Genomic DNA, 24,453 nt, shown 5'->3' with positions numbered 1-24,453 from the left:
AGGAAGCTGACATGACTTCATCAACAAACAACAAGAGCCGCAAGCCGCTTGTCATCGGCACGGTGTTGGTCGTAGCCGCGCTGGCGGCGGGCGGCGTACTGTGGGCTGGCGACAAGCCGGTGCTCAAGGGCTTGCCGGATTTGCTGGGCACCCAGCGCGCCTTGCCTTCCGGTACCGTCCAAGTGGAAGATCTCGCTGCGGACATGAATAATTACAAGGGCACGATCACCGTGCGCGGTGTGATGGCCGCGGCATCGCCCCAGGATCCGACACTGTTTTCGATGATCGATTCGCGCGAAGCGCGGGTCTGCTCGGATCTGCATTGCGCGAAAACCTATTTGCCGGTGCGGATGACCGGCACGCTGCCCAAGCCGTGGGATGAATTGAATGTGCGCGGCAAGATCGCCGACGATCAGAAGCGGGGCTTTCTGTTCGTGCAGGCTGACAGCGTCGAAAACCTGGGCTCGATCAAGTAACGCGCGCGATGAACCTGTCCAAACTGGTATGGCGCAACCTGTTGCGCCGGCGCGGGCGCTTCGTGTTTACGCTCGCCGGCGTGGCGATCGGCATGGCGGCCTTCGTCGCGCTGATGACGATCGGCCAGGGCTTGACCCGCGAAATCCGCAAACAGGCGCAGAGCCTGGGCGCCAACCTGGTGGTCACGCCCAAGGGATGGTGCGCGTATGAGCAAATCTCGGTGCTAACCGGCGAGCAATTGCCGGAAGCGATCCCGATGGCCGAACTGGACAAAATTACCCGCGTGCCGGGCGTGAAAACCGCGGTTCCCTATCTGAATGAAAAGACCGCATTCCGCAACCAGCCGGTACCCGTGATCGGCATTCTGCCCGACGAGATGCGCGTGCTGCAAAAGTGGACGGTCGACGCCGGGCGCTATTTCAATGCGCCAGGCGAGCGCGCCGTGGTCGTCGGTTTTGCGATTGCCAAACAGTTCAAGCTGCAGCCCGGTGACGAATTCACCGTGCGCGGAAAGCCGCTGCATGTGATCGGCGTGCTGCAGGAGACCGGCACCAAGGACGATATCGCCGCCTTCATTCCCTTGTCCGTCGCGCAGAAAATCTACAATGTAGACGGTAAAGTCTCGTTCATCGCGGTGCAAGTCACTGACCTGGAGCAAGTCGATGCGGTCTCCTTGCGCATCCAGGAAGTGGCCAACGTTGCCGTGGTCACCGACAAGCAACTGCTGTCGTCGATCCTGTCGATCGTCGGCACCGTGGGCGCCGCGATGCAGGCGATCGCGGCCGTGGGTGTCCTGGCCGCTGCGTTCGGCATTGTCAACACCTTGCTGACCGCCGTGTATGAGCGGAGGCATGAAATCGGCATCATGCAAGCCGTTGGAAGCACCCGGCGCACGCTATTCCTGTCCTTCATGTGCGAGTCCGGATTGTACGGATTGCTGGGTGGCGTCCTGGGCACGGCGATCGGGATGGCGGCGGCCTGGCTGTTCGGCCCGTATCTGACCAATAACGCGTTCACCGCGTCGTTGCCCCAGACATCGGTACCCGCGCTGGATGGCACCACGGCCATGATGACATTAGGTCTATCGATCGGCCTTGCGCTGGTCGCGGGACTTTATCCCGCGTACCGAGCGGCCAAGCTGTCGCCGATGGAGGCAATTCGCCATGTCTGAGACTTTGATTCGTGTCGAGAATGTCAGCAAAGTCTATGGCACCGGGGAAGCCTCGACCACCGCACTGGACAATGTGAATTTGACTGTGAAACGAGGTTCCTGGCTCGCCGTCATGGGACCGTCCGGTCATGGCAAAAGCACGCTGTTGCAGATCATGGGCGGGCTGGACCGGCCGACCGCAGGACAGATTTATCTCAATGGCTTGGAACTGACCGCATTGCCGCCGAATGCGCTGGCACGCTCACGTGCGAAAGAAATCGGCTTCGTCTTCCAGTTCTTCAATCTGTTGCCGCATCTGACCGCCTTTGAGAATATCCAGATGGCGCTATGGTTCGGCGGGATGGAATCACGTGCGGGGAAAGCGCGTGCGCTGGCATTGCTGGACGCGGTCGGATTGACAGGCAAGGCGAATTTCTTCCCAAGCATGCTGTCGGGCGGCCAGCAGCAGCGCGTGGCGATCGCCCGGGCACTGGCCAACGATCCGGACGTATTGTTGATGGATGAACCGAGCGGCAATCTCGACTCGGCATCGGAGGCGGAGCTGCTGCAGTTGCTCAAGCGCCTGCATGCGCAGGGTAAAACCATTGTGATGGTCACCCATAACGCGGCAGTGGCCACCCACGCCCAGCAAGTGGTCCGCGTCAAGGATGGGCGGATCGAGGAGGCCGACCATGCGCTTTAGCAAAGCTGCGCGCGCGGTTGCAGCGTTGGCTGTGCTTGCTGCCGTCGCCGCTGGCACGTATGCCGTATTCCCCAAGCCGGTGGACTCCACGGCGGCCTTCACCACGATCGACGGTCGACGGATCGCGCTGAGCGATTTGGGTGGCAGAATCGTCCTGGTCAATTTCTGGGCGACCACCTGCGGTACCTGCCTGGCAGAAATGCCGGAACTGATCGCCATTTACCGGCAGTACCAGCCGCGCGGCCTGGAAGTCATCGCCGTGGCGATGCCTTATGACGATCTGCAGCAGGTGCGCCAGTATGCGGCGAAACAGGCCTTGCCATTCCCGGTGGTCTTCGATCAGGGCGGCGCGCTGGCACGCGATTACGAGCAAGTCCAAGTCACACCGGTGACGTTCGTGATCGACCCATCCGGGCAGCGGATCTCCAAGACAGTGGGCGTCATCAATTTTGCGAAGCTGCGCGCGTTCCTGGATGCGTCACTCCCAGCCGGTCGCGCGTCGTAGCAAGCACCTAACTCAGGAGGCTCTTATGGTGAAAAAGCGCTTGATTTCCGGCTTGGTGCTGGCGGCTTGGTGCGGCGGCGTGCTGCCACCTGCGGTCGCGCAGCAATCGTCCGCACCGGGGTTGCAAAACCGCGTTGCGGGACTGTTTTCCAGCAATAAGGAAGACGAACTGCTCGAACCGGATGATGCCTTCAAGCTGAAAGTGTCGTTCAAAAACGCCACGACGCTCGTGGCCGATCTCATCCCTGCGAATGGTTATTACCTCTACAAGGACAAGGTCCGATTCGCGCTGAAGGATGCCAGCGGCGTCGTGATCGAGGCGGTGAATCTGCCGCCGGGCGACGTCAAGATGGACCAATTCTTCGGCAAGATGGAGACCTATCCGCGCCCGGTGAAGGCGGAAATCACGTTGAACCGCGCGCCCAAGGCGAAAGATTTCACCCTGGTCGCCACCTATCAGGGTTGCAATATCAAACAGGGCGTCTGTTATCCCCCCATTGTAAAGTCGATCAAGATGACCTTGCCGTAGGCGCGCAGGCAGGCATTCCAACTATCGCCAGTGAACATGGCCGCCTGGGAGGCGGCGCAGGCGGATTGCGATAAAAAAATGTCATCGGTAGTGTAGTGATGGTCTGCCGAGCTGCCGAGCGACGAAAACAAGAGGCAGGGAGCCCACCGCTGTGAGCAGTATTCATGAAACAGCCTATCCGCGATTCAAGCCGGAGTTGACGCAACGCGAGGTCGAGGAGACCTATACACCGACGGAAGAGGGAACGATGCGGCGTCGCTGGCCGCGCTACGCGCTTGGTACGAAGGGCTGTCGGCCCGCGAGGCGGTGGTGCGCTATCTGCACGAGCGCAAGGCCAGCGGCCAGTCCGCGCGCGGCATCCTTGGCCGCATCCGACGGCAAGTGATTGATTTCGCGCACCGCCGGCAGCGGCCCGACCTGGCCGCGTTGTTCGCACACGGCGCGACCGAGCGAGTCGGGCGGACTAAGGCCATCAGCCAGGCGGTCGACTGGCTGCGCCGCTTGCCCCCGCCGCAGCCGCAGGCCGGCGACGACATCGGCCAGTGGCTGCCGCCTCGTGCCGTGGCCGCGCTGCGCGCGCACGGCCTCGAGACGCTGGCGGACCTGACGGTGCGCATTCCGCGCCGGCGTCGCTGGTGGGCGGCGGTGCCCGGCCTTGGCCCGGCGAGCGCCCGGCGGATCGAGGCCTTCTTCGCCGAGCACCCGCAACTCACCGAGCGCGCCCGAGCGCTGATCGCCGTGGCGGAGCACGGGGTGATCGTGCCATGGGAGCACCTGCGCCTGCCCCACGAAGTCGACGGCTCGTCCGGGACCTTCCGCGCCCCACGGCAAACCTGCACCCTCGGCGCGTCGAACGACTACGCGGCCGTACAGGCCTGGCTGGCGTTGCACGAGTCACCGGCCACCCAACGGGCCTATCGCAAGGAAGCGGAGCGGCTAATCCTGTGGGCGATCGTCGAGCGCGAGCGCGCCCTGTCGTCGCTGACCATCGAGGACGCGATTGCCTATCGCACTTTCCTGCGTCGGCCGACGCCCCTCAAGCGTTGGGTGGGGCCACCTCGACCACGCACCTCAAGCGAATGGCGCCCGTTTGCGCAGGGCCTGTCACCGCGTTCAACGGCCTATGCCTTATCGGTGCTCGGGGCCATGTTCCGGTGGCTGATCCAGCAACGCTATGTGCTGGCGAATCCATTCGCGGGCATCAAGGTGCGTGGCAGCGCGCGTGCCGCGCCGCTGGATACGTCCCACGTGTTCACCGAGGGGGAATGGCTGCTGGTGCGCGCGCTCGCCAACGGACTGGAGTGGTCCTATGGGTGGGAGGCGCCGGCGGCCCAGCGCCTGCGATTCGTGCTCGACTTCGCGTATGCGACCGGCCTGCGCGCCAGCGAACTCGTCAGCGCAACCCTCGGCGGCATTGACATTGATGCCCATGGTGACCACTGGCTCAGACTGGTCGGCAAGGGCGCTAAAGCGGGCAAGGTGGCGCTGCCCCCATTGGCGCGCGTGGCGCTCGACCAGTATCTGGTGGAGCGCGGCCTGCCGGTCACGCCAGCACGGTGGGACCCGAGTACGCCGTTGATTGGCGGCCTTGGCCAGGATGTTGCTGGCGGCATCACCGGCACGCGGCTGTGGGGCGTGCTGCGGCGGTTTTTCACGCAAGCGGCGGACTTGGTCCAGGCGGACAGCCCAGTCGCCGCCGCGAAGCTGCGGCAGGCCAGTCCGCATTGGATGCGCCATACGCACGCGAGTCATGCGCTCGCGCGTGGCGCGGAATTGACGACGGTGCGGGACAACTTGCGGCACGCGTCGATTTCGACGACCTCGATCTACCTGCACGGCGACGAGGTGAAACGGGCGCGGCAGATTGGCGCGGCGTTCGCCGCCACCTGGCCCCCTCACGCATGAAGAGCCAGCGGACGGGTCTCGGCGGGAAGGCCGCTAGTGACGACGGCTATGAATTGTCTCCCGCGTCGGGTCGGATTAGACTTAGTAGCTCCGGCAGCCGCTTCGCCACAGCGCGTTGCGCGTCGCGCTCGATCGCGCGGTAAATCGCCAGCACTTGCTCGCCGGTCGGCGTGAGTTTCGCCCCACCCCCGGCAACCCCCCCGCGCTGCTTGAGTACCAGTGGCTCAACAAAGTCGCCATTCATCGCAGCCACCAACGACCAGACGCGCTGGTAGCTCATGCCTAGGCGCCGGCCAGTCTCGGCGATCGATCCGGTCTGCGCAATCCCTTCGAGCACGTCGGCCTTGCCTGGGCCGATCGCCACCGCGTGCTTGATCTGCACCCGGAAGCGCGTCTTTTCGTCGAGCGGGGAGGCACTGAGCATCGGTTTCATGGTGCGCCGTATTATCCACTGATTCCCGAGCCTGCGATATACTCCACAAGCGATATCGCTTTTGGAAGATATCGATAGCTAGACCGCCTGATCTCTAGGACGTTCCATGCCCATGCTTCGCCGCCAACTTGCCTTGTCGCTCGCCACGGCCCTTATTTCCGCCGCGTGGCTTTCGCCGCTGCACGCGCAGACGCCGCCCACGGTGGCAGCGGCCTCGGACCTGAAGTTTGCCATCGAGGAAGTCGCGGCTCGCTTCGAGCGCGACACCGGCCAGAAGCTGCGGCTGGTCTTCGGCTCTTCAGGGAACTTCTATTCGCAAATCCTGCAGGGCGCGCCGCTTCACCTCTATATGTCCGCCGACGAGGACTTCGTGTTCAAGCTCGCGGATGCCGGCAAGACGGTGGACCGGGGCCGGCTCTACGCCGTGGGACGCATCGGAATCATCGTGCCACATGGCTCGCCGTTGAAGGCCGATGGCGAATTCAAAGACCTCGCTGCGGCGCTGAAGGACGGCAGACTGCAAAAATTCGCCATTGCCAACCCGGAACACGCACCCTACGGCGCTCGCGCCAAGGAAGCGCTGCAGCACGCCGGCTTGTGGGACGCTATCCAGCCGAAGCTGGTGCTCGGCGAGAACATCTCGCAGACTGCGCAGTTCGCCACATCGGGCTCGACGCAGGGCGGTGTGGTCGCGTTGTCGCTGGCCAAGGCGCCATCGGTAGCCAAGCTGGGCGAGTTCGCGCTGATTCCGCAGGCGTGGCACCAACCGCTGAAGCAGCGCATGGTGCTGATCAAGGGCGCACCGCCCGCCGCGCGGGCGTTCTATGAGTACCTCGCCACCCCGGCCGCGCAGGAGATCATGGTGCGCTACGGCTTCGTCATGCCCAAGGAACCGTGAGGCGAAGGACGGGAACATGGACTGGCAGGCGCTGACGCTCTCCCTCGAGCTGGCGGCAGTCACACTCATCGTGCTGCTGCCCGCGGGCCTGTGGCTGGGCCGCTGGCTCGCCTATACGGCCTTCCGCGGGAAGGCTTGGATCGAGGCGCTGGTGGTGCTGCCGCTGGTATTGCCACCCACGGTGCTCGGCTACTACCTGCTGGTATCGCTAGGCGGGGCCTCACCGCTCGGTCGCTGGGTGGCAGAGACCTTCGATATCCGCCTCACCTTCAACTTCCTCGGCCTGGTGCTGGCCTCCATTGTCTTTAATGTGCCCTTCCTCGTGCAACCGGTGCAGCGCGCCTTCGAGGCGATTCCGCGCCAGCTTGGGGAGGCGGCCGCAGTTAGCGGCTTGGGGGCATGGCAAACGTTCTGGCGCATCGAGCTGCCGCTGGCCTGGCCAGGGGTGCTATCGGCAATGGTCCTGACGTTCGTGCACACATTAGGTGAATTCGGTGTGGTGCTGATGATCGGCGGCAGCATCCCGGGCGAGACCAAGACGATTGCGATCGCGATCTACGACCGAGTGCAGGCCTTCGACCTTACCAGCGCCAACCGCATGGCCTTGCTGCTGCTGGGGCTCTCGCTGGGCGCGGTCGGTGCGTCCTTGTTCGCCTCCGCGCGGTTGACAGCTAGGCGATGAACGAGGCGTCCCAAATGATCGACGACCGGTCGCTCGCCGTCGAGATCGAACAGACGCAGCCGATCCCGCTAGCCGGCGCCTTCCGTTGCGAGCCAAGTGAGTTGCTCGCGCTGGTCGGGCCGTCCGGTGCGGGCAAGACGTCGATGCTGCGCATCCTCGCCGGACTGATGCGGCCCGAGCGCTGCCGCGTGGCCGTCGGCGGAGAAGTCTGGTGCGACACCGCGCGCGGCGTGTTCCTGCCTCCGCAGCGCCGGCATGTCGGGCTGGTTTTCCAGAACTATGCGCTGATGCCACACCTGAGCGCATTGGATAACGTCGCCCTGTCGCTGCTGCACCTGCCGCGCGGAGCACGGGTGGACCAGGCGCGGCACTGGCTCAAGCACATGCACCTGACGCCCGAGCAGCAGTCTAGGCGGCCGGCAGCCCTCTCTGGCGGCCAACAGCAGCGTGTTGCCGTCGCGCGGGCGCTGGCGCGCGAGCCGCGACTTCTCCTACTCGACGAGCCGTTCTCAGCCGTGGACCAGATGAGCCGCCAGGCCCTGTATCGGCTGCTGGCTGACTTGCGGCGTGAGCTGGCCATTCCGATCGTACTGGTCACGCACGACCTGAATGAGGCGCGCATGCTGGCCGACAGACTCGTCGTGATGGACGCTGGCCAAGTGCTGCAGCAAGGCTCGCCCAACGCCATCCACCGCGCGCCCCGCAACGCACGTGTGGCCGACCTGGTAGGCATCCACAACCACTTCCAGGGGCTGTGGATGGGTCCGTCGGAGCAGGCCGGCTGGGGTCTGCTGCGCTGGACGCAGCAGGGTAGCGATCCAAGCCGTTCGCCGCTGCTCAAGGTGCGCGACAAGGGCAAGATCCCGACGGGCCAGCCAGTGAGCTGGGTGATCCCAGGCGATGGCATCACAGTTCTCGACCGCCAAGCGGAGGCTGCGGGCGTGTTTCGTGCCAAAGTGACCGAGGCCCGCCACCTGGGCGAGATCACGCTGGCGACGCTGTCCCTTGCCGACGTGAGCGGGACGCAGTTGCGTTTGACCATGTCCGGCCCGCAGCGCCTGCGATTCACGGTCGGCGAGATACTGTACATACGCCTGGACCTGGATCTCGTCCACGTAATGCCGCTGCGGCAGCGCTGACTGATGGCTAGCCTCAATGTCCAAGGCCCTCGCCGACACGTTGCAGCATTCGTTGGCGGCACGCTGGTCGGGGTGCTCGGCGGGCTGGTGGGGCTTGGTGGCGCAGAGTTCCGCCTGCCGCTGTTGCTGATGGTGTTCGGCTTCGCGGCCTTGCAGGCGGTGATACTGAACAAGGCGATGAGCCTGGTGGTCGTCACCGCGGCGTTCGTTTTCCGCAGCGCTGCCGTCCCGCTCGTCGAGGTCGCGTCGAATTGGACGACCGTCGCCAACCTGCTTGGCGGCAGCCTGATCGGCGCCTGGTTCGCTGCAGGCTGGGCGACGCGCTGGCAGGGTGCGACCCTACAGCGGGTGATCGCGGCCCTGCTGCTTGTGGTTGCCGTGGTGCTGCTGGTCGGCCACGAATCCGACGCCAAACATCCGGCGCTGGAAGGCGCGTGGCTGATCGCCGCCGGCGTGGCGGCTGGACTGCTCATCGGCGCCGTTGCGTCCCTGCTGGGCGTGGCCGGTGGTGAGCTACTGATCCCGACGCTGGTGCTTCTATATGGTGTCGATATCAAATTGGCAGGTAGCCTATCACTGGCCGTCAGCCTGCCCACCATGGTGGCGGGCTTTGCGCGCTACAGCCGGGACCGTAGCTTTACGGTACTGCGTGCGAACCGCGCTTTTGTACTCTCCATTGCTGCCGGTTCGATCTTCGGTGCGGCGATTGGCGGCTTGTGCCTCGGCGCGGTGCCCGTGAATGTGCTACTGCCGGGCCTGGCCGTGATCCTCATCGTCTCCGCCGTCAAGGCATGGCGGTATCCCTAAAACGCCTGAGATCGGGGCGGACCGGCTGCCTGCCGCCCTTATATCAAAAACAAGCAGATTTCACATCTCATCATAACTGCTGGACTTGTGATAGCGGATTGGCCGTATCTTGGCATGACCCCGGAAGCACGCCGACCGGCAGGCCGTCGGAGGAAGCAGAATCCAGCCGAAAGCCTGCGATCGAATTGCTGGTTGTCCCTAACACATACACAAAATTTCCCGAGGGGGTGATTGCAACGTCCACCGGGGCGGCTGCGCTCGTAGGAAAACTGGTCACGGCAGCGGCATTCCCACTCCCATCAAGCGTAGCAACGCCGACGGTGTTCGTTCCGAAGTTCGCCACGTACAAATGGCCGCCATTGGGTGCGACTACCAGGCGAATCGACCCCGTGCCTCCTGCAGTAAAAATCGATTCCTGCCCAACTTCGAACCCACTGGACTGGTCAAATCTGAGCCCCAGCACCTGGTTGGCTCTCGCATTGGATCCATAGAGGGAAGTGCCGTTTGGTGCTACTGCCACGCCGTTGGTCTGACCTGTCCCATCGCCATTCCACGTGCCTCCTTCATCTGTGAGGGTGTATGTGTCTGACGCAATCTTGTATGCCTGTACGCCGGGACCAGAACCCACAAAAAGCCACTGGCCGGACGGATGCATAGTGACCGCTTGCGGTGATGGGAACCGGGTGGGAACCGACCCCGCGACAGGGCTCAGGACACCGGATGCGGGATCCAGCTGGAAGCCTACGATGGTGCTGGAATCCACCAAGACCCCGAACCCGACAAGCCCAGAGGGCAGGAATGCCATATCGTTGACCTGGCCCCCAGACGAGAACGGACTGCCCGGCACGGATGCGAGCGCCCCATTAAGCGGATTCACGCGATACACCGAAATGGTCCTATCGGCCCGATTGGGCACTACCACGAACTGAGCCTGCACGCAGGTGACGGCGATGTTCGTAACGTTTGCGGCCGCGAGCGTGCCGCTGCTGTTGGACACGGTACAGGTCTGCCCGGCCGGCTGGGCTGCCACCGTGACGGAGTACGCGGTGGCGCCGAGCCGAGGAGTCGGCATGGTGAAACCGCCATTGCCGCTGATTACCTGGGTGTCGCCGTTCGTGTCGGAAAGCTGCACGCTCTTGCCGGTGGCCAGACCGGAGACCGTGCCGCCAACCGTGTAAGTCGGAGGCAGGGACACGTTGCGCGTGAGCGCGGCATTGGCACAAAGTCGGTTCCGAGTGGGCGCGTCGGCACAGGCGATCAGTGTGGCCGTGCCGGTGGCGGAGGCCGAGTTGGGGCTGGCCACCTGTACGCTGCGGCCGTCCGCTGCCGGCGTCGCCACGAAGGTCGCGTCGTCGCTGGTCCACGTCCAGTTGGCCAGATCGGCTACCCCGTCCACGCCGTCCGATCGGCGCACGGTGGCCGTCACGGTCTGCGAAGCGCCGCCGGCTGTCACCGCCAGCGTCGCGGGCGTCAGCACCAAGGTGTAGGACTTGGCCGGCGCCGCCTGCACCACCAGGTGCGTCATGCTGGTGACGCGACTGCCGTCGGCAAGTGTCGCCGTGGCCGTGATGTCGGCCGCGCCGGCGGCCAGGGTCTGGACCGTCGCGTAGGTGCCGACCGGCGCCACGACCGAGGCCGACACGGCGGCCGGCGCCTTGTCCGAGGCGGACACCACGGTGGCCACGGCCGGATCCGAGGATGTCCACGCAAAGCTGGCCCCCTTCACCTCGCTGCCGTCGACGGCCAGCAAGGTCGCCTTCAGCGTCAGCGTGTCCCCGGCCACGGGCGCGGCGGTGCCGGCGTCAACCACCAGGCGCGAGGCCGCCGGCGTCGTGGTCGGCGTCTGGGGACTGTCGTCGGAACCGCAGGCGGCGAGCAGCGCTGCGGTCAGCAAGGCGAGGCCGGCAGCGCGCGCGCCGGCAAGAGCGTGTGGAAACATGGACCCAACCCGTATTTATGTGGAAGGGGCCGCTCTCCCCCTTTCCGGGCTGGCGGCCAATGGCGCCCTCGTCGGGGCGTCTTACGCGCGAATGTAGCAGCGTGAGGGTTGCGGCACATCCCCGCTTTGGGGGTGAGCGATCTACAATGCAGCGCGCAAGCCATTGCAGGTTCGAGTTTCCGATGCCATCGAGCCAGCCGATCCAACTATCGATCCGCGAGGAATCTATGTGATCATCCGTGTACTCCACGCCTTCTGCATCAGCGGATTCCTTCAATCGGAAGTAGATCGTCTTCAGGTGGAGAGTCAATCAATGAGCCATATCTTTGGCGGCGAGTGGACCGAGCAGAAGTTGGTAGCGCTCCAGAAATATCTGGAGGCGTACCGCCAGATATTTACGAAGAACGAGCGCGCACGCTATTTCCGCACCGTTTATATCGATGCCTTTGCGGCACCGGCACCCGCGGCGAAGCCCAGCAATTTGGCCAGCGTGCCGCCGCTGTTCGATCTGGAAGAAACTTCCAGCACGCCGCTGAAGGCTTGTGTCGAATTCCGCCGATTTCCGCGTGCAATAGCGGCGCTTACCCGGCGGACCACGGGGTGTGAAGCAAGCGCTCGGTAGGCCCGGATGTTGGCGGGCTAGGTCCTCGGCGACACTCAGCGCCAATACCTGTGGAGCACGTCTTGCTGCTCCTTCGTCAGCACCGCCTCCATGCGCTTGTGTGCATCGACTGTCGAGTCATACATTTGGCTGCGCAGCTTGCCGATGGTCTTATAGGCGTCGTCGATGGCGGCCTCATCCGGCTTTTGCGCGCCGTAGAGGTCGCGCAGCCGCGCCTGCTGGTCCATCATGGCGCCTACGGTGGTCCAATACGCCTTACGCGTGTCGTCGGCGATGCGATTGATCTTCGCGCGTTGTTCGTCAGACAGGTTCATGCCCGGAATGCGCGCCCAGTGCTGCGCACCCATGCCTATCCCGTGGCCCTCACCATAGCCCCCTCCCCCCATCATGCCGGGGCCCATGCCTCCGCCCATCATGTCGGGGCCCATGCCGTAACGGCCATACATCCCATAGCCGGGCCCACGCGCGCAGTCGTTCGTGCCGCGCGCTGCGGGAGCAGGCGGCGCCGCCATCGCCACGATGGCAACTGACGTGAGACACAGCCCAAAGGCCTGGCGGAGGGTGAGCTTCGATGTGTAATGCTTGGACATGGCGTCTCCTAGCTTTGGCAATTGCGGTCACCGACTGGCCGCCCGGCGCCGGCGTCCGCATAAGGCAGCCCCGCTTCGATGGGCAGTCACGTCCCTCGACCACTCGTTCCATGATCCAAGGTAGAGGCGTGCGTCCTGTATGCCGGCTTCTTCCAGAGCGACGAAGGTGTTAGACGCACGCCAGGATTTTCTCGGCCGACTTGAAGGGCTGCCCCGTGGCAGACGGCTTCATCATGCGGTACCCACTCGATCCAGACAGAATGCGGGATGCGGCCCTTGCGGGGACAGAAGTCCTCTCCGTACGGCGATGAGCTCGCGCCGATCCACTCGTCGACAATACGCACGTCGAGCTTGACGATGCGCGGGTCGTCGGCGATGCGCTTCATTTCCACCAGATCCAACAGCAGGCCGTTGTCGTCGTCCGTGGTGGGAAAGGTCGCGCAGGCAGGTGTGAAAACCTCGGTCGTACTCGGCAGGCGGCCGCACTCCACGCCTGGTAACCACCCATGCAGGACCTTGACCTTGTCGCGCGGATAACCGAGGTATCGGAGCAGGATGTATCCCCGGCACGATTGAGCGAACCCCGGGGCCATCGCTTGCTCATAGACGACCGCTGTTTCGTTGACTGACAAGCCCGCCTTGCCAAAGGCCGCCGCAAAGGTAGCGCGCAGCGCCCCGAGACCCTGGGGTGTGGTGGTTGCAAGATAGGTGAATATCTCGCGGATGCTCACCGCGCCATGGAAATGCGCCTCTGCGTAGTGAGCCGCATCGCTCGTATCGATCAGCACGACCTCTTCCGAACGGATTGCTTCGTCCAGTTCGGCGGCCGATATGAGTACGCTGGCACGCATGGTGGTCCCTGTTTAGGTGTGGGGTCGCGACTCGCGGACGGCCGGCATCGTCGTGGCCAGTGCGCTGTAGGACTGGCCTGACGGCCAGTGCTTTGCGTAACGACCTCTCATTTCCGATTCTGGGATAGCCGGCGAACCTGGCGTTGATTTGTGTCAACCCACGTTCGACCTACGATCAAGCGCGCGCCGCACGCGATTTCGCCTGTTGGATCAGTTCGAACACCATCATCCCCGCCAGCATGGCCAGAACGAAACCGGCGGCCTTCGGATACCCCGCGCCCAACGCGACCAATGCGGGCCCCGGGCAGAAGCCCGCCAGCCCCCAGCCGATGCCGAAGGTGGCACTGCCGAGAATCAGGCGCCATGTGATCGACGTGCTGGAGGGCCACTGCATCGGCAATCCGAGCCACGAACGTGCACGGCGCCGGGCGACTAGAAATCCGAGTGCGGCCAGCAAGATCGCGCCGATCATGACAAAAGCGAGCGAAGGGTCCCACACGCCGGCAGGGTCCAGGAAGCCCAGGACCTTGGCAGGGTTCGCCATGCCCGACACCATCAGGCCGAGCCCAAATACCAGCCCAGCTACCCACGCAGTGATCACGCCCATCTCACGCTCCCAGCAAATGACGTTGTACGAAGACGGTCAGGAAGCCCGCAGCCATGAAGGTGAGCGTGCCGGCAATCGACCGTACCGAACCGCGCGAGATTCCGCACACGCCATGACCGCTGGTACATCCGCTTGCGTATCGCGTGCCAATGCCCACGAGCAAGCCGGCCACCAGTACCTGGGGCCAGCCCCCCTCGATGCTGGCAACGGCAGGATGACCCGCCAGGCGGCCCAGCACCGGTGCGGCGAGCAGCCCCGCAAGGAAGGCAACGCGCCACGCCATGTCACGGCGAGGCGCGCCCAGCAATCCGCCCAGGATGCCGCTGATGCCGGCAATGCGGCCGTTGAAGAGAATCAGCACGGCCGCCGCCAAGCCGATAAGAAGCCCGCCGCCGAACGAAAGCGACGGGGTGAAGTGATCAAGATCCAACGTCATGGGTTTTCCGAATTGATATTTCCTCCTAAACCGCGGCGCATCGAGAGGCGCGAGCGGGTCCGGCAGGCAATCGGCTCGTGTCGACGATGGCCGACCCAAGCCGCCAAGAATATGCGGCAGCGTCGAATTACCGCTGCCCGATGTGCCCGGCAGGACCGAGAACCGGCTTTACTGCCCGGCATCAGGCATGCCAGGTCATCGGCCACGCACGGCTTCACGCTTCACCAGAATGACGGGGCACGGCGCATGAGCGATGACACGGCCCGCCACGGAGCCGACGATGGCATCGAAGAATGCGCCCCGGCCGTGAGTACCCATCACATCAATCGCTGACGCATCGACGGAGCGTGCAAATTCGACGATGCGTTCTGGCGCGAATCCGGTCAGCGCGTGCTGCTCGAACGACACGCCGCCTAGGTTCACGATCTCGGCGGCCGAGCGCAGTATCCGGCTGCTTTCGTCCGCGTGCCATGCTGCCAGGTCGGTGGCGCTGATGTATGACTTCACCTCGCCCAACACGTCCGCCATGCAATGGACCAGATGGACGATCAATGGTCTCTTCAGCAACTTTCCGGTGGCTACAAAGAGCGCCGCCGCATCACTGTACGTTGACCCATCAGCGGCAAGTACGATGGCATGCATCACAGGCTCCTTGAATCGAGGACGGCAACGAACGCTTATGCGCTGCACAGCACTGGGAATGGCGCTAACGCCACACGGCGATTCTTTAACCGGTGTATCCGCCCCATGCTGACAAGGTAGGCGACGAATCCTCCCTGCATTTGGGCTGGATCAAGGAAAACGCCGTGTCTTTCGTAGGGTCTGGGGTAGCGGCGTGGTTGCGATAATCGGATCATCGGCACGCCGGAACGGATGCGCCCGAGACCAGATTCAAGGGGCAGCGGGGTCGTCCTTCATCCCGACAGAGAATGCCGGCGCAGGATACCTTGTTCGTCGAAGACCTCGCCAATAGGATGAGAATGGCACGGCGACCGGCCCAGATCGTTTTCATCATCAACCATTTCTTTTCACTACGCCCGGCATGGCACGCACACTGTGCGGTCTAGCCGCAATTCTCGCTGCGTTCAAAGTCTTGTCAACACCTGCACCAAATCGAGAATTCCCGCAGTGCAGCAAAATGCTGTGAGCCTCAGTGGCAGGCGATATCGACGCCATAACCATTGCACGGCAATCGCCTTGCGCTGTGTCAACGGCCACCTCCCATGCGGACATAAAGTGAAATCCAACACCGCAATCACACGGCGGAATCAATCATGAGCTTCCTCGGCAATCCTCGGTCCTGGGTCAATGTCATGATCCTTGCCGCCTTCACCGCATCGGCCAGCACGGCCGGCGCCCAAGCGTCTGCAAGCACGCCCAAGGCCACCTTGCAGCAGGTCGCCACCAGCATTCCGTACCTGTCGGGCGGCATCGGCGCCGACGATGTGGCCCGCATGCGCTCGCTCGCGCCGCAGTTCAATGTGCACCTGCGGTTCCAGGATCGGTCGGATGGCGCGTCGCTTGCGGACGTCAAGGTGCTGCTGCTCAATGCACGACACGAACGCGTCCTGCGCGTGGTGAGCGAGGGGCCGCTGTTGTATATGCGGGTGCCGCCCGGCCAATACTATCTGGCGGCGGTGTACCAGGGCATCATCCAGGAACGCTCGCTGAGCGTTGGCCGAAAGCCATTAGACCTCACCATCTCGTTCACGATGAATAGCGAGGAAGCCACCTGGCGGTACTGCAAGCGTCAGGCCGACCTGTGCGAAGGCATGGCCCCTTAAGTGCGCGGCACATTTAAGACGGCGAGACGGCTCGGATACGGCGAACGAGTTGCGGGCGCGCAATCGGCGCCAAACGCTGGCAGGGCCAGCAGCGTGCGCGCCAGCCTCAGCTCAGATGCGGAGCATGAACCAGCGGCCTTCTAGCAAGCAGGCCGCCGCGCTGCTTTGGCAGAGCCGTTGGTCTCCCTTCTCCGAAGCACAACCTCCGGTGCGGCCTGATCCGTCAGTCTGGATTCGTATCAGCAACCAGCTTGGAGTCGAAAATGCCAGTCCCAGGGAAGTCGCGAAGCGCGAAGAGTTGGATCCTAAGCCGCTCGCGTGAGCGCTGTCGTGGTGGCGCAGCGCCGCGCTGGCTGGCGGACTTGCTACGTTGGCCGCGATTTCTCTGAGGTTGTGGTCGTACCAGCGGCTAAGCGTCAGCACACAGCATCAACGGGCTTCGCTACAAGATCAACTTCGGGCGGCTCAGACAGCATTGCGAGCCGCACCGCAACTGCAGTACGTTGCTGAGCTATCCGATGGGAAGGCAGATGCAATGCTTGTGACAATCGATCGCCGACATAAGGAATTGGTGTTGCAGCGGGTGAGCGGTTTTTGGGAAGGCGAAGACAAATCCGCGCAACTCTGGGAGTTGAGTTCAGGCGTGCGATGGCCTTATCACACCGAAGGGTGTGACCGTGGCCAGGGATACGGGGGCAAATCCACTTCGCGGTTGGGCAGCCACGGAAGGAGTTGTGGCGGCGTTCACCCCTTCGCGCTTCCTGGGCTCATCGCCTGTGCGCTGGCTTCCGCTTGTGCCTACGCTTCTGCGATAAGGGAGCGTTCGGTTCTTTCCAATTCAAGCGGGTGCTCCTCCACGCCTAGACCACGTCCTACCGGACTTCGGGTCGCGGTACTTCGGGGGTAACGGTTCTTTTTCGCCGTTTGCCTTGCTACCAAACTGGTCGGCCGCAGCGGCGTTTGGGGGCGATCTCCTCTACCGTCAGACCATATTCGACCATCAAACCTTGGATTTGGGCAATGATGCTCGCCGCCTCGTTGGCCCTTACCTCTTCCAGCTTGGCTTCCAGAGTTTCCTTTTGCGCAATAAGTTGTTTGTACGTTGCCATGTCTTCGTCCTCACAAAGTTGCTGGAGCGCAAACTCTTCCTCAGAGCGCATACATAGTGGTCGACTTGGCCGGCTCAACTTGCAGCTTCCACGCGAAAATGCTCGATTGATTGCCCCGCATTTACAGCACGTTGCAACCAGCTCGGAAGGTCCCCACGCCCGTCCCAGGTCTGGCCCTGAGCGTCGCGGTAGAGAGTTGCGCTTGCTGCTGACTGGTTGTCTTGCCGCGGCTGGAAGCAACCAGCTTCCTGCAGGTTTTCGAAGTGGATACCGAAACGAGCCATCTGCGTTCTTATCCACACAATGGCTTCCGCACGCTCACGCAGCGCATGCATTTCAGAGTTTTGAAGAAGGGAAAGTTGCATTCGGGAATGCCGACCAGATGATAAGGCGCTACGATGAACCCAGCAGGACAACGACTCTAAAGGACATCGTATCCCCCAATTTTAGCTCGGCGTTTCGTTTTTTGGGAGGAGAATACTCTTGCAGCTTGTGCGCATTAGGAAATCCCCTTCGCAGCGCGCCAAGGCGTTGCCCTACCGTGCTCAATCGAAGCAATTCGTCACTCCTGATTGTCAAATGCGCGATTGTGACGGTTATTTCTCGTCCGAAAAATCAAACGCGGGAATTGTAGTAAAGCGTTCTTCCATTTCACCGCGGACCTTGGTTGCAAGTGAATTGAATGCGTCCAGTTTGTCGAGGCGGTCAGCCAACGCCCTTCGCTCCTGGGATTCCAAATCACCCCCGTGCATCAGGTTATGCTCCCAATTCAGGAATCGAGCCAGTTGTACCTCGCACATCCTCCCCCCTTGACTGCGACCGGTGTCCTCACCTCCGACGGGATGACGACAAGAGGAAGCTCGATGCCGCCACGCTCCACACACTCCACACCCACTCGGAACGGCTAAAAAGCGCTGGCGCTGTACTTGAAGCCGGTCAGCAAGGTCATGTACTGCGAGGAGTGCGGATCGAAGTGCCGGCAGGTCCATGAAACGGTAGTGCGGCGCGTGCGCGATCTTCCGCCGTTCGAGTACCGGGTAGTGCTCCATGTTCCCCGCAGGCGCGTATGGTGCGATCAATGCGGTGGTCCGCGCCTGGAGCGGCTTGAATGGCTGGGACGCTACCAGCGAGTCACAGCCAGTGGGCAATTGTTGCGTAGCTGCACGGTGCAGGCTGTGGCGGCTTTCTATGATCTGGGCTGGCATACCGTCAAGACGATCGACAAGGCGCGTCTACGCGAGGCCGTCGTCGAGCCAGATTGGTCCAGCATCCGCTACCTGGCCATGGACGAATTTGCGCTGCACAAGGGCCATCGCTATGCCACGGTGATGGTCGATCCGATCGGACGCCAGGTGCTCTGGATCGGCCAGGGCCGCTCGCGCGAGACGGCACGCGCCTTCTTTGAGCAACTCCCGCCAGGCGCGGCCGAGCGCATCGAGGCGGTTGCCATCGACATGACCAGCGCCTATGAACTGGAGATCCGCGAGCATTGCCCACCGGCCGAGGTGGTCTTCGACCTCTTCCACGTCGTGGCCAAGTACGGGCGCGAGGTGATCCACCGGTCCGCGTGGATCAGGCCAACCGCCTGTGGCACGACCGCCCGGCCAGGCGAGTGCTCAAGTCCACGCGCTGGCTCCTACTGCGCAACAAGGAGAACCTGAGCGACGCTCAAGCCGTGCATCTGAACAAGGTGCTGCGGGCCAATCAGCCGTTGCTGACGGTCTACGTCCTGAGAGACGAACTCAAGCAGCTGTGGTTCTACCGCCGCCCGGGATGGGCGCAGAAGGCGTGGGAGCATTGGTGTGAACAGGCAAGCCAGAGCCGGATTCCTGCTCTTGAACTGTTCGCCCAGCGCCTGAAAGCCTACTGGCACGGCATCATCGCCCGCTGTCGGCACCCGCTGAACACGAGCGTCGTAGAGGGAATCAACAACACATCAAGGTCATCAAGCGTCGGGCCTACGGCTACCGTGACGAGGAATACTTCTTCCTGAAGATCAAGGCAGCCTTCCCCGGAATTCCTCGTTGAACCAAAAATAAGGCCGTGAAGACCCGGCGGAAGAGAATATTTCATCCAATGGCGCGCTGTCTAATGTAACTGCGCTGGCCGAGGTGGTGACACTCAAATAAGCCCTATGCCTGTGTAGCACACGGCACACACGAGCCTACTTCTGCCCAGCAGCCTGCTGCGTCAATAATTCAATTAGCCCATCGATTGCTCGCTCATACGGTTCAGTGGAACCAGCAGCGCGAGCCAGTATATAGCTGCCCTGGCGCACGGCCAATATTGTCGTGGCCACTGTGCCGGCATCCAAGGATGGCAGGAGACGCCCCGCAGCCTGCGCCTCACGCAACATCGCGGCAAAACGTTCCGTCATCCAGATGAACGCCTGTTCGATGGGCTTGCGAAGCGCTTCGTTTGCTACTACTTCGGGGTCTACCGCAAGGCCACCAATCCGGCAGCCCTTTAGCACGTCGCGCTCCAGACGCAGAAACGCACACAGCCGCTCGAGCGGATCACCGGGCAGGGTAGAAAGCGCCTTTTCCGCCTCGGCCACGAGTTCTGCAGCAGTGCGTTCCTCCGCCGCCTGGGCCAAAGCAGCTTTGGACCTAAAGTGGTGGTACATGCTTCCTTGCCCGATACCGGCTCGATCCTGAATCGCCCGCGGGCTCGTGCCGACATAGCCACGCTCCCACAGCAGGCACTGGGTCGTTTCGATCAGTTTCTCGATAGATGAATTCATGGCCGCATTGTACCTACTAGTTCGTTTTTATGTAGAATGTGTACCTACTAGTACGTATAAACGGAGCATTCGTAATGTACACAGGTCGCGCTTCTAGCCCGTCAGCACCCAAAATCTCTACCATCCCCCGTCGTAATGCGTCGCATCACCGCTGGATTGTTCTGGCAGTAGGTGGCGCAGCGCAGGCGAGTTTCTCCGTAGCCTTCACCGGATTACCGGTTGCGGGCGTTCTGATGCGCAGCGCCTACCAGATGTCCACCGAGCAACTCGGCTTTGTACTTGGGTGCATGGCACTGGGCGTCACATTCTCGGAAATTGTCTGGGGGCTAATCACGGACGTGTTCGGCGATCGAAGGGTACTGCTGACCGGATTGTTATCGACGTGCGTAGTGTTGCTGGCAATGGCCATGTTCATGGTGCCAAGCGACGGGGCGGCACCGGGTTATTTGCTGCTGGGCGCCTGCCTAGTATTAGTGGGAGTCCTTAGCGGCAGTGTTAACTCATCGTCGGGACGAGCGATCATGGGCTGGTTCACCGACGAAAAGCGCGGATTGGCCATGAGCATTCGGCAGACCGCGATCCCGGCAGGCGGCGCCATCGGCGCGGCATTGACGCCATGGCTGGCGCATTCCTTCGGTTTCAAGGCAGTTTTTGCGGTGTTTGCAGCCATTTACGCGTTGAGTGCACTACTGACCTGGCTCTGGCTGCATGAGCACGAAGCGCCTGCTGCAACGGCCTCATCCACCTCGGTTCCGGCCCAAGACCGATCGCCTTTGAAGCGCCTCGACATTTGGCGGCTGGCCATCGCAAGTGGTTTGCTTACTGTCCCACAAATCGCCGTACTTACCTTTGGGGGTATTTTTCTCCACGACACAAAGGCTGCTGACCTAGTCACGATCTCGGCGGCAATCATCGTGGTTCAAATCGTCGGGTCAATTGCTCGCATCGCACTCGGCATGAGGGCTGACAGGGGAAGCGACAGGCGCAAACTGGTTCGTGATACGGGCGTGCTGACAGCGCTCGCTGCAGGGGCTCTGGCGACATTGACCAATGCACCCATGCTTTGGGTCCTGCCTCTGGTTTGCTTGTGCGGCGTGCTGGCCAGCGCATGGCATGGCGTTGCCTATACGGAGATCGCAGTGATGGCTGGAGCGAAGCGCTCCGGTACGGCTCTGGGCATCATCGGCATGACCATTTTTGCGTCCGCCTCCATCACCCCGGCACTGATCTCTCTCACCATCGCCAAAGCGTCATGGCAAGCGACGTGGGCTATGGTCGCTCTCGCCGCCTTAGTGGCGGTATCGTTGGCCCCGACAAAGCTTGCTGGCCGTGGTTCTCTTAAAAAGTGAGGCTTCCTTGGAAGCGTGAACATTGTTACTGTCTACGTGCAATATTATAGCTGTTTTTATATAAAAAGAAAAACATTGATAATAACCATTTCATCTATTTTCAGATAAGATCTTCGACCCTTTAAGACATGGATAAGCTATCGAATCTTTTCAATCAGTACCGCTCGTTACACCATAATCGCGAAGATTCTAAGCTCACCAGACACTTCTTGACTAAACGACTTCAACGCCATGATTCCGTAATCTTTGTTGCAGTCGGCGAAGATCGACTATCTGGCTTTGTACAAAAATATCCCACGTTCTCGCCTCTCTCCGAAAAACGTGCATAGATCCTGGACGATCTACACGTCACACCCGAAGTGCGCCCACAAGGGATTGGAGCCGCCCTCTTGTAACATGCCCTGAATCAGGCCCGTGAAGTGAGGGCAGCATGGGTAAACTTGAAAAAAAGTTTGGATAACTTGGTCGCGCAAGGGTTGTACCGTAAAAGAGGATTTCAACGCATCAATTACTTCACTTTCTCTTATTATCCTAGCGACAGTGATAGGTCGAGCAATAGTATTTCGCTTAATGACTGAGAGAAATTAACCTTCATCCCTTGACATGGCTTTAAATATTTTCATATATGGACCTTAGAATTACTGCTCCCGATCCCGGGAATTCGACGGCACTTTTCACCGTTCCCTATGCAGCGGAGGATCCCGGACCGGGTCTGATACGCATCCGCCATACGGCCATCGATGTTAACTTCATCGACATCTATCACCGCTCTGGCTTGTATCCATTGCCGTCACCTCATGTGCCAGGCGTAGCTGCAGCAGGAGTGGTGGAGGCCGTAGGCGTAGAAGTTAGAGGGTTGCACGTCGGAGATCGCGTTGTGTATGGCGGGCATGTCGGCGCTTACGCCAGTACTCGTTTGCTGCCGGCGCAGATCGCCATTCGCATTCCGGATGGTATTCGCTCGCTTGCCGCGGCAGCTTCCTTTTTCAAGGGACTGACTGCTCATATGCTACTGATACACTTGGTCCACGTAGAGTCAAATACAGTGCTACTTGTACACGCAGCGGCAGGCGGGATGGGACAAACGCTGACGCGATGGGCTAAGCATCTGGGCGCAACAGTTATTGGCGTCACCGGAGACAACGCAAAGGCCGAGATTGCGCGCGCAGCCGGAGCCGATCACGTCATTGTTGGACGCAATGCCGACCTTGAGCGTGAGGTTGCCGCCATCACTTCCGGGCGGGGAGTGGACTACGCGATCGACGGCATCGGCGGCCAAACGCTGGCGCGTACGTTAGGCTGCGTACGAAAGTTCGGCGTGGTCGCAAGTATCGGCCGAGCCGCAGGCCCCATCCCTCCGCTGAGCATGGATGCGTTGGGACCCGCCAGGTCGTTATCGCTGGCGTGTCCCAGCGTGATGGCCTATGCGAGTGACTTGTCAAAATATCACGACGCGGCCTTAGCCGTGATGAACATGATCGCCTCAGGTAAGGTAAACGTGACGGTCGATCGATCTTTTGCACTAGCCGACGCCAGGTCGGCACATGCAATGCTGGAATCTGGCCAGACTGCGGGCAGCTTGTTGCTAATCCCTTAGAAATTGTTGAGCTGTTGCGAAGTTAGTTCATGCAGGGCTTTAGCCTGCCCCAGCAAATCAATGAACAGGCAAGTGACAGGAAGGCTTCGTGGACAGGGGCATATCGTTCGTGCCAAATCTTCAGGCGTCTGAACGAGTGGAGCTAAGCAATCGAGCGCTCCGCGACCCAGCAAGTTTTGCCGAGTCTGCTGCCGTGAGCCGAACCGATCTTGGCAAGCACGGGGGTGATGCCGCACTTGCGCAAGCGCTGTAGGTGTGGCTCGGAACTCTGTAGCGCCTGTCGCCTTGGACGATTTTCGGCTTGCGCGAAGGACGTCGCGCTTTTCGCGAATGGGAGGAATCGCCTCAACCAACGGATCGAGTTCCATGAAGTCGTTGCTGTTCGCTCCGCTTAGGATAACCGCGAGTGGGATGCCTTGGGCGTCGACGATGAGGTGATGCTTGCTGCCGAGCTTGCGCCGGTCCGTTGGGTTCGAGCCGGCTTTCTTCCGCCGCATGGCGCGAACCGCGCCCGTCCCCTCCGATCGCCTTATGACAACCACGGGGGGACATCCGTCCTTGCAATAGAGCGTTGCCTGCTCTTAGGGCTGTCCTCGTGAAAAGTGTTGAGCGGGCTCTGGTATTACAACCCAATCGTGCTTGCCTTCCTCCCAAACCGAACGAACGGGAGCTGGGTATGTTGGATCGCAGATTGCCCCGACAGCGATCCCAATCAAGGCGGGATGTTTCCCTGCGCGGGCATAAACATTAGACCCGCAAATTGGACAGAAGAAAGCCTCGAACGTACCCCCTGTTTCGGTGGGCCTTTCAAAGCAGGTCGCGTTGCCCGTTATTATGCCGCAATCCTCCGAGTAGTAGGCCAATACGCCGAACGGCGACCCGCTTCGCCGCTGGCAGTAGCTGCAATGACAAGCGACAACCGATGAACTCGGCCCCGGCAAATTCACGGAAAGCTGCCCGCACTGGCACTTGGCGTCCAATGTCAATTCCATACTTGGCGCAACGTCCGCAATGGGAACGTTCAGAGGCCGTTGCGGCTTCTCAGCGGACAAATGCCCCAGGCCGGCTGAAGCGACCACTGGCGCAGGCATATATGCAAGCCAGCGATCGAGGAGCGACCGGACATCCCAATTGGTTCGCCCGATTTCGCATTCTCCGCTCTTGTTGCGGCAAGCAGCAGGACGATAGCCCTCCCGCCTGACAAGCCTGTGGCAGGGCAGATTCGAACCGCGGTTCAGACGCCACCTTCGCGTTCGATGACCAGGATTCGCGCCACGCCGTCGGGATGCGCAACATGCTCAAAACCTATTCCGGCGAGAAAGATATCACCGTCCTCACGGATAACAACTTGCTCGGCGCCCGCCTCCCGATATCGCATGTGCACTGTGTCGTCAAGAACAGCAAACACCTCCTCCCCATCGATGACATGCCACTCATACGGCTGGTCAGTCCAATGCAGGCGGACCGTGGTCCCGGTCATGTTCGCCAGGTCCAAAGCTCCCCACGCACGAGCAGCCGTATATTCGTTGCTTCGAACAAACCTCATTCGTTTCTCCTTGGAAAATGATGTCACTACGTATCAACGCATACAGCCATGC

25 protein-coding genes and 3 pseudogenes are annotated in these 24,453 nt (G+C 61.6%); 15 read left to right on the top strand and 13 right to left on the bottom strand.

All coding sequences use genetic code 11. The features are described 5' to 3' along the window. The first annotated feature begins 11 nt into the window (after nt 1-11). The 6 genes from AC1RKI_RS26700 (at nt 12) to AC1RKI_RS26675 (ending at nt 5,269) form a co-directional block, all read left to right on the top strand. Entirely contained in the window at nt 12-476 is a 465-nt protein-coding gene (locus AC1RKI_RS26700; RefSeq protein WP_061959607.1) for a hypothetical protein, read from the top strand. A gap of 8 nt (nt 477-484) precedes the next feature. After that, nucleotides 485-1,648, top strand: a complete 1,164-nt coding sequence (locus AC1RKI_RS26695) for an ABC transporter permease (RefSeq protein WP_061959608.1) — start codon at nt 485-487, stop codon at nt 1,646-1,648. Beyond that, entirely contained in the window at nt 1,641-2,330 is a 690-nt protein-coding gene (locus AC1RKI_RS26690) for an ABC transporter ATP-binding protein (RefSeq protein ID WP_061959609.1), read from the top strand. Before AC1RKI_RS26695 ends, AC1RKI_RS26690 begins: the two co-directional genes overlap by 8 nt. Further along, nucleotides 2,320-2,835: a TlpA disulfide reductase family protein gene (locus AC1RKI_RS26685; protein ID WP_061959610.1), complete on the top strand. Its 516-nt coding sequence runs from the start codon at nt 2,320-2,322 to the stop codon at nt 2,833-2,835. Before AC1RKI_RS26690 ends, AC1RKI_RS26685 begins: the two co-directional genes overlap by 11 nt. A gap of 25 nt (nt 2,836-2,860) precedes the next feature. Then, nucleotides 2,861-3,364, top strand: coding sequence for a protein-disulfide reductase DsbD N-terminal domain-containing protein (locus AC1RKI_RS26680; protein ID WP_061959611.1), 504 nt, complete (start codon nt 2,861-2,863; stop codon nt 3,362-3,364). Nucleotides 3,365-3,622: 258 nt separating this feature from the next. Continuing rightward, nucleotides 3,623-5,269: a site-specific integrase gene (locus AC1RKI_RS26675; RefSeq protein WP_235430424.1), complete on the top strand. Its 1,647-nt coding sequence runs from the start codon at nt 3,623-3,625 to the stop codon at nt 5,267-5,269. Between the two features lie 46 nt (nt 5,270-5,315). Here the strand turns inward: AC1RKI_RS26675 and AC1RKI_RS26670 are convergent, their stop codons facing one another. After that, nucleotides 5,316-5,702 (bottom strand): winged helix-turn-helix domain-containing protein, encoded by a 387-nt coding sequence (locus AC1RKI_RS26670; protein WP_061959613.1) that lies wholly within the window; start codon nt 5,700-5,702, stop codon nt 5,316-5,318. Between the two features lie 106 nt (nt 5,703-5,808). Between AC1RKI_RS26670 and modA the strand changes: the two genes are divergently transcribed. Genes modA through AC1RKI_RS26650 form a run of 4 tightly spaced genes read left to right on the top strand, consistent with a single transcriptional unit; the run spans nt 5,809 to nt 9,228 of the window. After that, nucleotides 5,809-6,600, top strand: coding sequence for a molybdate ABC transporter substrate-binding protein (modA, locus tag AC1RKI_RS26665; protein ID WP_235430420.1), 792 nt, complete (start codon nt 5,809-5,811; stop codon nt 6,598-6,600). A gap of 16 nt (nt 6,601-6,616) precedes the next feature. Then, complete coding sequence (gene modB, locus AC1RKI_RS26660) at nt 6,617-7,282, top strand: molybdate ABC transporter permease subunit (protein WP_061959614.1); 666 nt, start codon at nt 6,617-6,619, stop codon at nt 7,280-7,282. A 14-nt stretch (nt 7,283-7,296) separates the two neighbouring features. After that, on the top strand, nt 7,297-8,421 hold the full coding sequence (locus AC1RKI_RS26655; RefSeq protein ID WP_099047648.1) for an ABC transporter ATP-binding protein: 1,125 nt from the start codon (nt 7,297-7,299) through the stop codon (nt 8,419-8,421). Between the two features lie 3 nt (nt 8,422-8,424). Further along, nucleotides 8,425-9,228, top strand: a complete 804-nt coding sequence (locus AC1RKI_RS26650) for a sulfite exporter TauE/SafE family protein (RefSeq protein ID WP_061959616.1) — start codon at nt 8,425-8,427, stop codon at nt 9,226-9,228. A 70-nt stretch (nt 9,229-9,298) separates the two neighbouring features. On the opposite strand, the gene AC1RKI_RS26645 is transcribed toward AC1RKI_RS26650, so the two are convergent. After that, complete coding sequence (locus AC1RKI_RS26645; protein WP_492797965.1) at nt 9,299-11,167, bottom strand: lactonase family protein; 1,869 nt, start codon at nt 11,165-11,167, stop codon at nt 9,299-9,301. 313 nt (nt 11,168-11,480) lie between these two features. Between AC1RKI_RS26645 and AC1RKI_RS26640 the strand changes: the two genes are divergently transcribed. Next, nucleotides 11,481-11,789 carry a hypothetical protein gene (locus AC1RKI_RS26640; protein WP_251165286.1) on the top strand — a complete coding sequence of 103 codons (309 nt, stop codon included), beginning with the start codon at nt 11,481-11,483 and terminating at the stop codon, nt 11,787-11,789. A 35-nt stretch (nt 11,790-11,824) separates the two neighbouring features. On the opposite strand, the gene AC1RKI_RS26635 is transcribed toward AC1RKI_RS26640, so the two are convergent. The 5 genes from AC1RKI_RS26635 to AC1RKI_RS26615 form a co-directional block, all read right to left on the bottom strand. Next, complete coding sequence (locus AC1RKI_RS26635; RefSeq protein WP_251165287.1) at nt 11,825-12,379, bottom strand: Spy/CpxP family protein refolding chaperone; 555 nt, start codon at nt 12,377-12,379, stop codon at nt 11,825-11,827. Between the two features lie 86 nt (nt 12,380-12,465). After that, nucleotides 12,466-13,230 carry a sulfurtransferase gene (locus tag AC1RKI_RS26630; RefSeq protein WP_251165288.1) on the bottom strand — a complete coding sequence of 255 codons (765 nt, stop codon included), beginning with the start codon at nt 13,228-13,230 and terminating at the stop codon, nt 12,466-12,468. Nucleotides 13,231-13,405: 175 nt separating this feature from the next. Continuing rightward, nucleotides 13,406-13,837: a YeeE/YedE family protein gene (locus AC1RKI_RS26625; RefSeq protein ID WP_251165289.1), complete on the bottom strand. Its 432-nt coding sequence runs from the start codon at nt 13,835-13,837 to the stop codon at nt 13,406-13,408. Nucleotide 13,838: 1 nt separating this feature from the next. Next, a complete protein-coding gene (locus tag AC1RKI_RS26620; RefSeq protein ID WP_251165290.1) occupies nt 13,839-14,273 on the bottom strand; it encodes a YeeE/YedE family protein in 435 nt (144 codons plus the stop codon). A gap of 195 nt (nt 14,274-14,468) precedes the next feature. Beyond that, the gene (locus tag AC1RKI_RS26615; RefSeq protein ID WP_251165291.1) at nt 14,469-14,915 is read right to left on the bottom strand and encodes a universal stress protein; all 447 of its coding nucleotides are present in this window, start codon (nt 14,913-14,915) and stop codon (nt 14,469-14,471) included. A gap of 632 nt (nt 14,916-15,547) precedes the next feature. Between AC1RKI_RS26615 and AC1RKI_RS26610 the strand changes: the two genes are divergently transcribed. Beyond that, nucleotides 15,548-16,057, top strand: coding sequence for a hypothetical protein (locus tag AC1RKI_RS26610; RefSeq protein WP_251165292.1), 510 nt, complete (start codon nt 15,548-15,550; stop codon nt 16,055-16,057). Nucleotides 16,058-16,895: 838 nt separating this feature from the next. On the opposite strand, the pseudogene AC1RKI_RS26605 reads toward AC1RKI_RS26610, so the two are convergent. Together AC1RKI_RS26605 and AC1RKI_RS26600 are read right to left on the bottom strand one after the other, a co-directional pair. Further along, nucleotides 16,896-17,166: pseudogene (locus tag AC1RKI_RS26605) on the bottom strand (H-NS histone family protein). Nucleotides 17,167-17,240: 74 nt separating this feature from the next. Further along, nucleotides 17,241-17,531: an H-NS histone family protein gene (locus AC1RKI_RS26600; protein WP_227461552.1), complete on the bottom strand. Its 291-nt coding sequence runs from the start codon at nt 17,529-17,531 to the stop codon at nt 17,241-17,243. Between the two features lie 543 nt (nt 17,532-18,074). Between AC1RKI_RS26600 and AC1RKI_RS26595 the strand changes: the two are divergent. Beyond that, a pseudogene (locus tag AC1RKI_RS26595) lies at nt 18,075-19,194 on the top strand (ISL3 family transposase); the annotation flags it as partial. 136 nt (nt 19,195-19,330) lie between these two features. Here the strand turns inward: AC1RKI_RS26595 and AC1RKI_RS26590 are convergent. After that, entirely contained in the window at nt 19,331-19,909 is a 579-nt protein-coding gene (locus AC1RKI_RS26590) for a TetR/AcrR family transcriptional regulator (RefSeq protein WP_227461551.1), read from the bottom strand. A 74-nt stretch (nt 19,910-19,983) separates the two neighbouring features. Between AC1RKI_RS26590 and AC1RKI_RS26585 the strand changes: the two genes are divergently transcribed. Next, nucleotides 19,984-21,258 (top strand): MFS transporter, encoded by a 1,275-nt coding sequence (locus AC1RKI_RS26585; RefSeq protein WP_227461550.1) that lies wholly within the window; start codon nt 19,984-19,986, stop codon nt 21,256-21,258. A 625-nt stretch (nt 21,259-21,883) separates the two neighbouring features. Then, the gene (locus AC1RKI_RS26580; protein WP_227461549.1) at nt 21,884-22,855 is read left to right on the top strand and encodes a quinone oxidoreductase family protein; all 972 of its coding nucleotides are present in this window, start codon (nt 21,884-21,886) and stop codon (nt 22,853-22,855) included. A 22-nt stretch (nt 22,856-22,877) separates the two neighbouring features. On the opposite strand, the pseudogene AC1RKI_RS26575 reads toward AC1RKI_RS26580, so the two are convergent. The 3 genes and pseudogenes from AC1RKI_RS26575 to AC1RKI_RS26565 form a co-directional block, all read right to left on the bottom strand. Continuing rightward, nucleotides 22,878-23,343 (bottom strand): annotated as a pseudogene (locus AC1RKI_RS26575) (transposase); the annotation flags it as partial. A 93-nt stretch (nt 23,344-23,436) separates the two neighbouring features. Then, nucleotides 23,437-23,847: a GFA family protein gene (locus AC1RKI_RS26570; protein ID WP_227461548.1), complete on the bottom strand. Its 411-nt coding sequence runs from the start codon at nt 23,845-23,847 to the stop codon at nt 23,437-23,439. Nucleotides 23,848-24,089: 242 nt separating this feature from the next. Then, a complete protein-coding gene (locus AC1RKI_RS26565; RefSeq protein WP_227461547.1) occupies nt 24,090-24,401 on the bottom strand; it encodes a cupin domain-containing protein in 312 nt (103 codons plus the stop codon). Nucleotides 24,402-24,453 lie beyond the last annotated feature (52 nt).

Source organism: Cupriavidus sp. GW822-FHT06G04, from assembly GCF_058799075.1.
Note: the sequence above shows the minus strand (reverse complement) of the source record. Positions and strands in the feature narration are given on the sequence as shown.

Excerpts from the sequence above, each read along its gene's own strand:
- AC1RKI_RS26700 (WP_061959607.1), top strand. The coding sequence starts at position 12 with ATGACTTCATCAACAAACAACAAGAGCCGCAAGCCGCTTGTCATCGGC.
- AC1RKI_RS26695 (WP_061959608.1), top strand. The coding sequence starts at position 485 with ATGAACCTGTCCAAACTGGTATGGCGCAACCTGTTGCGCCGGCGCGGG.
- AC1RKI_RS26690 (WP_061959609.1), top strand. The coding sequence starts at position 1,641 with ATGTCTGAGACTTTGATTCGTGTCGAGAATGTCAGCAAAGTCTATGGC.
- AC1RKI_RS26685 (WP_061959610.1), top strand. The coding sequence starts at position 2,320 with ATGCGCTTTAGCAAAGCTGCGCGCGCGGTTGCAGCGTTGGCTGTGCTT.
- AC1RKI_RS26680 (WP_061959611.1), top strand. The coding sequence starts at position 2,861 with ATGGTGAAAAAGCGCTTGATTTCCGGCTTGGTGCTGGCGGCTTGGTGC.
- AC1RKI_RS26670 (WP_061959613.1), bottom strand. The coding sequence starts at position 5,702 with ATGAAACCGATGCTCAGTGCCTCCCCGCTCGACGAAAAGACGCGCTTC.
- modA (WP_235430420.1), top strand. The coding sequence starts at position 5,809 with ATGCCCATGCTTCGCCGCCAACTTGCCTTGTCGCTCGCCACGGCCCTT.
- modB (WP_061959614.1), top strand. The coding sequence starts at position 6,617 with ATGGACTGGCAGGCGCTGACGCTCTCCCTCGAGCTGGCGGCAGTCACA.
- AC1RKI_RS26655 (WP_099047648.1), top strand. The coding sequence starts at position 7,297 with ATGATCGACGACCGGTCGCTCGCCGTCGAGATCGAACAGACGCAGCCG.
- AC1RKI_RS26650 (WP_061959616.1), top strand. The coding sequence starts at position 8,425 with ATGGCTAGCCTCAATGTCCAAGGCCCTCGCCGACACGTTGCAGCATTC.
- AC1RKI_RS26645 (WP_492797965.1), bottom strand. The coding sequence starts at position 11,167 with ATGTTTCCACACGCTCTTGCCGGCGCGCGCGCTGCCGGCCTCGCCTTG.
- AC1RKI_RS26640 (WP_251165286.1), top strand. The coding sequence starts at position 11,481 with ATGAGCCATATCTTTGGCGGCGAGTGGACCGAGCAGAAGTTGGTAGCG.
- AC1RKI_RS26635 (WP_251165287.1), bottom strand. The coding sequence starts at position 12,379 with ATGTCCAAGCATTACACATCGAAGCTCACCCTCCGCCAGGCCTTTGGG.
- AC1RKI_RS26630 (WP_251165288.1), bottom strand. The coding sequence starts at position 13,230 with ATGCGTGCCAGCGTACTCATATCGGCCGCCGAACTGGACGAAGCAATC.
- AC1RKI_RS26625 (WP_251165289.1), bottom strand. The coding sequence starts at position 13,837 with ATGGGCGTGATCACTGCGTGGGTAGCTGGGCTGGTATTTGGGCTCGGC.
- AC1RKI_RS26620 (WP_251165290.1), bottom strand. The coding sequence starts at position 14,273 with ATGACGTTGGATCTTGATCACTTCACCCCGTCGCTTTCGTTCGGCGGC.
- AC1RKI_RS26615 (WP_251165291.1), bottom strand. The coding sequence starts at position 14,915 with ATGCATGCCATCGTACTTGCCGCTGATGGGTCAACGTACAGTGATGCG.
- AC1RKI_RS26610 (WP_251165292.1), top strand. The coding sequence starts at position 15,548 with ATGAGCTTCCTCGGCAATCCTCGGTCCTGGGTCAATGTCATGATCCTT.
- AC1RKI_RS26600 (WP_227461552.1), bottom strand. The coding sequence starts at position 17,531 with ATGCAACTTTCCCTTCTTCAAAACTCTGAAATGCATGCGCTGCGTGAG.
- AC1RKI_RS26590 (WP_227461551.1), bottom strand. The coding sequence starts at position 19,909 with ATGAATTCATCTATCGAGAAACTGATCGAAACGACCCAGTGCCTGCTG.
- AC1RKI_RS26585 (WP_227461550.1), top strand. The coding sequence starts at position 19,984 with ATGTACACAGGTCGCGCTTCTAGCCCGTCAGCACCCAAAATCTCTACC.
- AC1RKI_RS26580 (WP_227461549.1), top strand. The coding sequence starts at position 21,884 with ATGGACCTTAGAATTACTGCTCCCGATCCCGGGAATTCGACGGCACTT.
- AC1RKI_RS26570 (WP_227461548.1), bottom strand. The coding sequence starts at position 23,847 with ATGGAATTGACATTGGACGCCAAGTGCCAGTGCGGGCAGCTTTCCGTG.
- AC1RKI_RS26565 (WP_227461547.1), bottom strand. The coding sequence starts at position 24,401 with ATGAGGTTTGTTCGAAGCAACGAATATACGGCTGCTCGTGCGTGGGGA.